Here is a 7887-nt window from a genome sequence, read left to right as displayed (position 1 = left end):
TTTTTTATGCGTTTTTATCTACTCGGCATTAACCATTTCTTCAAACTTCATACCGGTTAGCTTAGTCAGCACCTTAATTACATATATAAAAATACCAATAAGCATCAGCATAGAAGGAATGGCAATAACGGGATAACTTAATAGGGTCATTTCGCCAAGTTGTTCGTTAAATTCCACACTACCTGCGGGGCTAGTAACAATCCATTTAGCTAAGAGGTAATTCATAGTTGATGAAAACACAAAGGTCAGCGCTAATAAATAGTTAGCGTTAGTAATTTTTTGTTTAAAGCTTTGCGTATTGCCGCGTTCAGCAAGGGCATCGTAAATAGTGTCTAACTTGAATAAAAGTGAGTTTAATAAAAGTTTGGCTAGCAAGGGCTTACCAAAAAAGCCCGACATTAGCACTGTAAAACCAATAATTGCCGGTATAGCCGCTTCTTTAATTGCTAACCACTCAACGTTAAGCTCAAACAGCGCTATACCACCGGTAAGTAAAGTACTTAAAAAGCCCAAAAGTGAAATAAAGTTTAATGAGCCCGCTTTTATAAAATCATAAATACCATAACTAATAGGAAATATGAGCGCCACAATTAAGCCAACCACACTGCCTAAATATTCAGGGCCAGAGAACTTCATTAAAATGACTGAAGGAATGATGATATTAAATACTATTTCGATAAGCGGATTATTTTTTTTACGCTGCTTTGTGGCTTGATTATGACTGGTCATTGTTAATTCCAAAAAATATTACTGCTGCCATCACTTTCCTCCTGTGTGGAGTAAATAATGTTTTAAAGTGCCTTGAAACATAATACCTGCAATTAACCCGCTATTCTAGCGCAGCACTAAATCGTATTATTTTATTATGTGGAGCTTACACTGCAATGAAATAGGTATAAATTAAGCCGTTAAATTAAATCATCGGTCGTAATTTAGGTTCTCAAAGACTATATTTAACCTATAAAAAATAAATTAGCTTCAATCCATGCTCATTGCTCAGTATTTTTATAAACCATCCCTTTGGTTGCTTTTATTAATTGCTTGTTTTCATCAACCCGTAAATGCTAAACACATTATTGCTGTTGCAGAATTAAGTGGACTCTTTCAACATACAGCCAATAATGAAGAGCAAGGGGTTTATCATGCGTTGTTAACCAAAGCCCTTGAAGATACTGAGCTAAATAAAAAATATATTATTGAAATCATGCCAATGAAGCGTGCCAAACTGGAGTTTTTAAAAGATCGCGTTGCTTGCTATGCACCTGGAGAAGACACATTTGATGGTTCAGAAGGGATGGTCTTACCTAAAAACATTTTACGTAGCACACCTTTTAACAAAGCGCTGATCAAAGTGGTGTCTAATAGCCCAGAGCGAATTATTTCAAACGTAGGTCAAATTAATAACGACGATATTATTAGCATTGTTCGAGGCGTACCTAGTAGCCGTGAGTTAGATAGAATAAAAGAAAAAGCCAAAATAGTGATTGAAGTAAATAGTGAAATGGAAAGTTTACAACTCTTATTACTAGGGCGAGTCGACTTAATCTTAGCGTTTTACCCCGATATTAACTTTGCTTATAAAGAGCTAAATATACCAACCCACCTACCCTACAGTAATAACTACTCACCAGTACTCATTAACGATAATATTATTTGTCACCCAAGCTATAAAAAAGACTTCGAAAAAATAAATAAAAAATAGCTGAATACCTACAAAATGGTGAAATGAAAATACTGTTAAATGATTACTTCATGCGCTCATGATATTAATAATACATATTTACAGTTTACATATAGCTGGCCTATAAAAACTGATTTATACAGCTTGGAAATCATCGGCGCTTGCTCTAGTATCTAATTGTCTTAGCTCAATAATTTGCATTTTAATGAAATCATTTCCATCACTGTACTTTGCCAATTTATTTTTAATTATTGGTACCGGCTTACTTACAACCTATTTAGCCCTGTATTTAGGTAAGCAAGGCACGTCCACATTTTGGATAGGCTTAATGACCTCGTGTTATTACCTTGGCTTGTTGCTGGGCTCTAAACTTGGTTACCACCTAATAAAATCGGTAGGCCACATTAGAACCTTTGCCGCCAGTACCGCTGCTGTGACAGCCTGTGTGGCCGCCCACGGGGTAAGCGATAACCTATACATATGGCTTGCTTTAAGGCTGTTTGTTGGCTTAGGTATGATGTGTAATTACATGGTGCTAGAAAGCTGGCTAAACGAGCAATCAGCGCCTGAATCTCGCGGGCGAGTCTTCTCTTTTTATATGATCACCTCCTACCTAGGCATGATTTTAGGGCAACTAGCGCTCGCACAATTTCCTGAGCTAGGGTATGCGCCGCTATTTTTAGTGTGCATGGCGTTGGCTATCGGCATTATTCCAATTTCTATCACTCGCAGAATTCACCCAAAACCGTTAAAACCGATAAAAATGAGCCTATTTGATTACGCTAAAAAGGTGCCTCAGTCGCTTACTGCGGTACATTTCGCGGGCATTATTAATGGTAGTTTTTATGGTCTAGCGCCTATTTTTGCTAAGCTATCTGGCTTTGGCGCCGCTGAAATTGCTATTTTTATGTCGGTGACTATTTTTGCTGGCTTGTTAGCACAATGGCCTATGGGAATGCTCTCCGACCGTATTCGCCGCAGTGTGTTAATTCGTACTAATGCAGCAGCTATCGGAATTGTAAGTTTGGCATTGTTTTTATTACCTACCTCACAGCCTATTGCCTACATACTCACTTTTATATTTGGTTTGTTTGCCTTTACTTTATATCCGCTGTGTTCGGCACTGGCCAATTCGCGGGTTGAAGACGAAGAACGCGTAGGCGTATCATCTGCATTATTAGTCGCTTTTGGCGCTGGTGCTGCAATAGGCTCAACAGTTAACGCACAGCTTATGAGCTACTTTGGTCACCCAGCATTGTATGCGTCTATTTCACTATTAACCGTGGCTATGTACTTGCTACTGACCTTTATTAACTCAAAACAAAAAGTTGAACAGCCTGAACCCAGTGATTATGTGGTCGGTACGTCCGATGTTACCAACTCGCCACTGGCTGCGACTATGGATCCACGCATTGAAGAAACCACAGCACAAGATCAAATGCTGGTTGTAGATGAAGATGATGATGAATTTTTTGAGCATCCCCAAGGCAAGCTGTTTAAAGACCTGGAAAACGAGCAAAAAAATGCATAGCGCTTAGCTATGCATTTTAGTAACTCAATCGCGCTCATTATTGGGCGCGTATAAAAGCCGATTAACGCACTTGATGTAAAAAGTATAAGTACTTTTCATATTGGTCAATAATATCAGCAATTAACTGATTTTTACTGTAGCCACAAATATTGTATTGCTGAGAACCCTCTTGCAAGTACACCTCAATATAATACTGAGAAGTATGCTTAATATCGCTGCGCTCCCCCATAAAGGTAGGTATTGATGTTTCACGCGCCCAAGTTCCATAAATAAAGTCGGTTTCACTGCCATGCCCCACGACTAAAGCACAGTGAGTTTGCTCAACATCAACACGAGTTTCTAAGCCTTCATTTTTAAATACCTCAGCCACATCGCTCATGGCATCAATAATATTGGTATGCATAAATTCCAGCGCTTCTGTTTTTGTGGCATAGCAATTAAATGCGATAAATGCTGCTGCCAGCCCACATCTTGGATACGCGACAAACTGCTTGGTGTAGCCTGATTAAGGTGCTGAATATTATCGCGTTTAATCACTTCCACACGCAGTGATTTAAATAACCCATGGACTACCCGACTTACCGCCTACCGAAATAGTCCTGCACTTACAGCCGCAATTAAATGATGCATCTAAAAAGTTAGCCGACAAAATCAGAGAAAATATTAATAGTATTTAAGCAATAGAAGTTAGTACTCATTAACGCTTGTTAACATCTATTAACAATGAAAAGTAATAATAATTGCATATTTATCGCTTTTTGTTTATAAATGGGCACGGAACGGATTCTTGAATAATGTCATAAGCTTATCAGTGTAAATACATCTCCAAGTATTCGTTTAATTATTTATCCCCCCAACGAACATTGGAAAGTTTCATGTTAAAAAATAAAAAACATTTAGCAACAGCCCTTATTGCTGCTCTTGCAGCTGCCACTTTATCTGGTTGTGCAACTACTTCATCAAAAGCTATAGACACACCAACAGTCGCAACTTACAACACCACTTACTCTGGCACCAAGAGTAAATTAGTTGTGGGTCAGTTTGTAAATCGCTCAAGTTTTCAAAATGGTATATTTTCATCAGGCCAAGATCGCTTAGGTAGCCAAGCAAAAACAACCTTAATGAGCCACTTACAACAAACTAACCGTTTTAGTGTGCTGGATCGCGACAATATGCAAGCACTTGCAGAAGAAGCTAAATTAACAGGCGCAAAGCAAGTAATTAGCGGTGCAAAGTTTGTAGTAACTGGCGATGTAACTGAATTTGGCCGTAAAGCGATTGGCGACCGCCAATTATTCGGTTTACTAGGAAAAGGCAAATCACAAATTGCATACGCCAAAGTAACACTTAACATTGTTGATGTAACAACATCAGAAGTTATTTACTCAGTACAAGGTGCTGGCGAGTACAGCTTATCAGAGCGTGAAGTAGTTGGCTTTGGTAGCACAGCTTCATACGATGCAACATTAAACGGAAAAGTACTCGATTTAGCGATTCGTGAAGTGGTAAATAAACTAGTTACTGGTCTTGAATCGGGTCAATGGGGTAGTAAAGCATGAAAAAGCTAATCGCTACCGCTATAGTATGCGTCGCGCTTACTGGGTGTAATAACACCAAAGAACCTCTTTATTATTACGGTGACTATAACAGCGCCGTTTATGCTTATTTAAAAGCAGATGAAGTTTCGGTTGAAGAGCAAATAACTATTCTAGAGCAGGTTATTGCTGATGCAGCTAATAACAGTAAAGCAATAGCACCAGGATTACATGCTCATTTAGGTATGCTGTATTTTGATACAGGCAATGCTGTGCAAGGTATTGCTCATTTTGAAACAGAAAAACAATTATTTCCTGAATCAGTTCAGTACATCGACTTTCTTCTAAAATCGGCAAAGGGTGCTTAATATGCGTTATTTAAAGCTAATCTCTATCGCAACATTATTAACAGCACTCGCAGGCTGTGTATCACCGCCACCGAGCCATGATTACAGTGCATTTAGACAAGCAGATCCTCATTCAATTCTTGTGTTGCCTCCTTTAAACAACACACCAGAAGTCATCGCGCCTTATAGCGTAATGACACAAATGATGACTCCTATCGCTGAATCAGGTTTTTATGTATTTCCTGTTGCGGTTGTTGATCAAACCTTTAAAGGTAATGGTTTAACGGTTGCAAACGATATTCACCAAGTGCCCGTTAAAAAGCTACATGATATTTTTGGTGCTGATTCAGCCTTATATATCAACATTGAAGAATACGGTACTAGCTACGTCGTTATTTCAAGTGAAACAGCGGTCACTGTATCAGCAAAACTTGTTGATTTACGCACTGGCGAAGTCCTATGGCAGGATAAGGCAAGAGCATCGTCTGCTGAGCAACAAAACAACAACACGGGTGGTGGCTTAGTCGGAATGCTAGTTGTTGCAGCTATTAATCAAATTGCTGAAACAGTGAGTGATAAAGGCTTTGAAATTGCTGCAATTACTTCTAATCGTTTACTTTCATCAGATACATACAATGGCTTATTGTATGGCCCACGCTCGCCAAACTACGGCCAGCCCGCGCTAAGTGAAAAGAAACAGTAATTTTTAATTAAATATACAAAAGCCGAGTTAAATACTAACTCGGCTTTTTAATTAATTAAATTTTAAAACTATTTAACCCCTTTTCTATTTTTCAGCCGTTATAACTCTGAAACAACATAATAAGTTAATTTGGAGCGGCTTATGCACACACTTGAATTTCCTAAAAACCCCATGTTCAAAACATCAACAGCTGTTATTGGCGGTGCTGTGATGACCTTTATTGCATTTGCCTTTATGCAATACTTAATTAGTGGCGAACAAAGAGCACCTATAAAATTGGGTGATGATATTACTGTTGAGATTTTTCAAGCACCAGAAGATAAACAAACCACGCATATAAAAAGAATACCGCCACCACCCACACCTAAAGTGCCGCCTAAAGCACCACCACGTGTAACACCTAGTAATGAGCCAATAACAGCAATAAGCACAGCACCACCCATAGTAATTGACGGATTTGGTAACGATATGAAGCAAACACTGACCCGCCCTACGGGAGATGCTTCACCCATTGTGCGCATAAATCCAAAGTACCCAACTAGCGCAGCACGTGATGGTATAGAAGGCTGGGTGCAACTTAGCTTTAATATTTCACCCACTGGTGAAGTGATTGATGCCACGGTAGTAAATTCCGAGCCAAAACGCATATTTGATCGCGAAGCACTTCGCGCCATTAAACGCTGGAAATATCGTCCAAAAGTAATTGAAGGTGTGGCACAATTACAAACAGGTCAAACCGTACAGCTTGATTTTAAATTAGACAGTTCGCAGTAAAGGAATAAGCGCCTATGCTATTGAGTATTAAGTCATGGTTATTTGAAGCGCCAAGCAAAGACTGCATGGCGCGGTATGCAAAAAGTGGCGACAACCGCCACTTAGAGCAGCTTATTGCCTTATACAGTAACGATTTATATCACTACCTAGTTACCCAGTCTAATACACATTTAGCATACGACGTAAGCCAACAAACATGGCTAAAGGTTATTGAAAAGCGCCACCTTTACCAAGCACAAACCACGCCCAAAGCCTGGTTATTTCGACTCGCACGTAACACATTAGTAGACGAATACCGCAAACAGCAACACTTTGTCGAGCTTGACGAAAACAGCCAACTTCCTGCGCAAAATAACAATCAAAGTGAATTAACAAGTAGTGATTCACACATAGGCGACACACACATAAGTTATGAAGCGTTTAATGCTGCGCTCAAGCAACTTAGCTTTGTGCAGCGCGAAGCCATCACCTTACAACAAGAAGGCTTTAGCCTTGCCGATATAGAGCTTATAACGCAAAGCAACGCCCAAACCATAAAAACAAGGCTACGCTACGCCAAACAAAACCTAAAACAATTATTAGGAGATTATAATGAACAAGCCTGATGAGCAGTTTAATGAAAAGCTCACACAACATTATAACGAGCGTAAAGCACGCACCAGACTTTCGTATGCTCAGCAACAGGCGTTAAAACATAGCGTAATCCAAAAACAACCTAAAAAGCTTGGCTTTGCCCTGCAACTCACAAGCCTTACCTGCGCACTGGGCTTACTGGCTTTTATAGTTCTCGACAGTAACAACGTGATAAATACTGCCCCTAAAACCGTATTAAACACCATAGACATACACGACTACTCGTTTATAACAACGCATGAAATAGATCAAACAGGTAACTACGCAAGCACTATAACGCAACAAAAACGCGCGCTCGACACCCAACTAGCAAACGACTTACGCCGCCATCAACAACACCATATAGAATACGGCACGCTCCTAAAGGTCGATAACGACTGGTACATAGCAAGCTGTAATGACGAGGTACTGGTACACATTAAACAGTCACTGCTCAGTGATTTAAAAGGAAAGCATGCAGTTGAGAGTAGTATAAGTACGGGTGATATGCTCGCTATGGCACATAATGGCAAAGGGCAGATTATAGCGCTGAAGCATGCAGGGGGTGGGGTTAGGGAATGTGGGGCTTAGATGGTGGTAATTCAAATAAAATTACCACCGAGAACACAGAGGCGCTTCGCGCTGCACAGAGATAGTTAACTATCGCCCATGTAATCTAATGGTGAGGAAAGCTCGATAAAATC

11 protein-coding genes are annotated in these 7887 nt (G+C 39.7%); 8 read left to right on the top strand and 3 right to left on the bottom strand.

Translation table 11 applies throughout. The features are described 5' to 3' along the window. Positions 1-18: 18 nt before the first annotated feature. Complete coding sequence (locus P20439_RS06510) at positions 19-729, bottom strand: VC0807 family protein (protein ID WP_008111389.1); 711 nt, start codon at positions 727-729, stop codon at positions 19-21. Positions 730-985: 256 nt separating this feature from the next. On the opposite strand from P20439_RS06510, the gene P20439_RS06505 reads away from it, so the two are divergent. Then, entirely contained in the window at positions 986-1702 is a 717-nt protein-coding gene (locus tag P20439_RS06505) for a hypothetical protein (RefSeq protein WP_008465450.1), read from the top strand. Positions 1703-1886: 184 nt separating this feature from the next. Further along, positions 1887-3212: an MFS transporter gene (locus tag P20439_RS06500; protein ID WP_008465449.1), complete on the top strand. Its 1326-nt coding sequence runs from the start codon at positions 1887-1889 to the stop codon at positions 3210-3212. Positions 3213-3273: 61 nt separating this feature from the next. On the opposite strand, the gene P20439_RS06495 is transcribed toward P20439_RS06500, so the two are convergent. Both P20439_RS06495 and P20439_RS18830 read right to left on the bottom strand, forming a co-directional pair. Continuing rightward, positions 3274-3615 carry a choline transporter gene (locus tag P20439_RS06495; RefSeq protein ID WP_008465447.1) on the bottom strand — a complete coding sequence of 114 codons (342 nt, stop codon included), beginning with the start codon at positions 3613-3615 and terminating at the stop codon, positions 3274-3276. After that, positions 3588-3749 carry a hypothetical protein gene (locus tag P20439_RS18830; protein WP_206769988.1) on the bottom strand — a complete coding sequence of 54 codons (162 nt, stop codon included), beginning with the start codon at positions 3747-3749 and terminating at the stop codon, positions 3588-3590. The genes P20439_RS06495 and P20439_RS18830 overlap by 28 nt, the downstream gene beginning before the upstream one ends. A 338-nt stretch (positions 3750-4087) precedes the next feature. On the opposite strand from P20439_RS18830, the gene P20439_RS06490 reads away from it, so the two are divergent. The 6 genes from P20439_RS06490 (at position 4088) to P20439_RS06465 (ending at position 7774) form a co-directional block, all read left to right on the top strand. Next, the gene (locus P20439_RS06490) at positions 4088-4771 is read left to right on the top strand and encodes a CsgG/HfaB family protein (RefSeq protein ID WP_008111383.1); all 684 of its coding nucleotides are present in this window, start codon (positions 4088-4090) and stop codon (positions 4769-4771) included. Beyond that, positions 4768-5115, top strand: coding sequence for a DUF4810 domain-containing protein (locus P20439_RS06485; protein WP_008111382.1), 348 nt, complete (start codon positions 4768-4770; stop codon positions 5113-5115). Before P20439_RS06490 ends, P20439_RS06485 begins: the two co-directional genes overlap by 4 nt. Before the next feature lies 1 nt (position 5116). Then, complete coding sequence (locus P20439_RS06480; protein WP_008111381.1) at positions 5117-5797, top strand: DUF799 domain-containing protein; 681 nt, start codon at positions 5117-5119, stop codon at positions 5795-5797. A 141-nt stretch (positions 5798-5938) separates the two neighbouring features. Next, on the top strand, positions 5939-6571 hold the full coding sequence (locus P20439_RS06475; protein ID WP_008111380.1) for an energy transducer TonB: 633 nt from the start codon (positions 5939-5941) through the stop codon (positions 6569-6571). 14 nt (positions 6572-6585) lie between these two features. After that, positions 6586-7176, top strand: a complete 591-nt coding sequence (locus tag P20439_RS06470) for a sigma-70 family RNA polymerase sigma factor (RefSeq protein WP_008465445.1) — start codon at positions 6586-6588, stop codon at positions 7174-7176. Continuing rightward, positions 7163-7774, top strand: coding sequence for a hypothetical protein (locus tag P20439_RS06465; RefSeq protein ID WP_008465443.1), 612 nt, complete (start codon positions 7163-7165; stop codon positions 7772-7774). The genes P20439_RS06470 and P20439_RS06465 overlap by 14 nt, the downstream gene beginning before the upstream one ends. The last annotated feature ends 113 nt before the right edge of the window (positions 7775-7887 follow it).

Source organism: Pseudoalteromonas sp. BSi20439 (genome assembly GCF_000241165.1).
In the GTDB taxonomy this organism is placed as follows: Bacteria; Pseudomonadota; Gammaproteobacteria; order Enterobacterales; family Alteromonadaceae; genus Pseudoalteromonas.
This window is presented reverse-complemented; position numbering and strand designations above follow the sequence as displayed.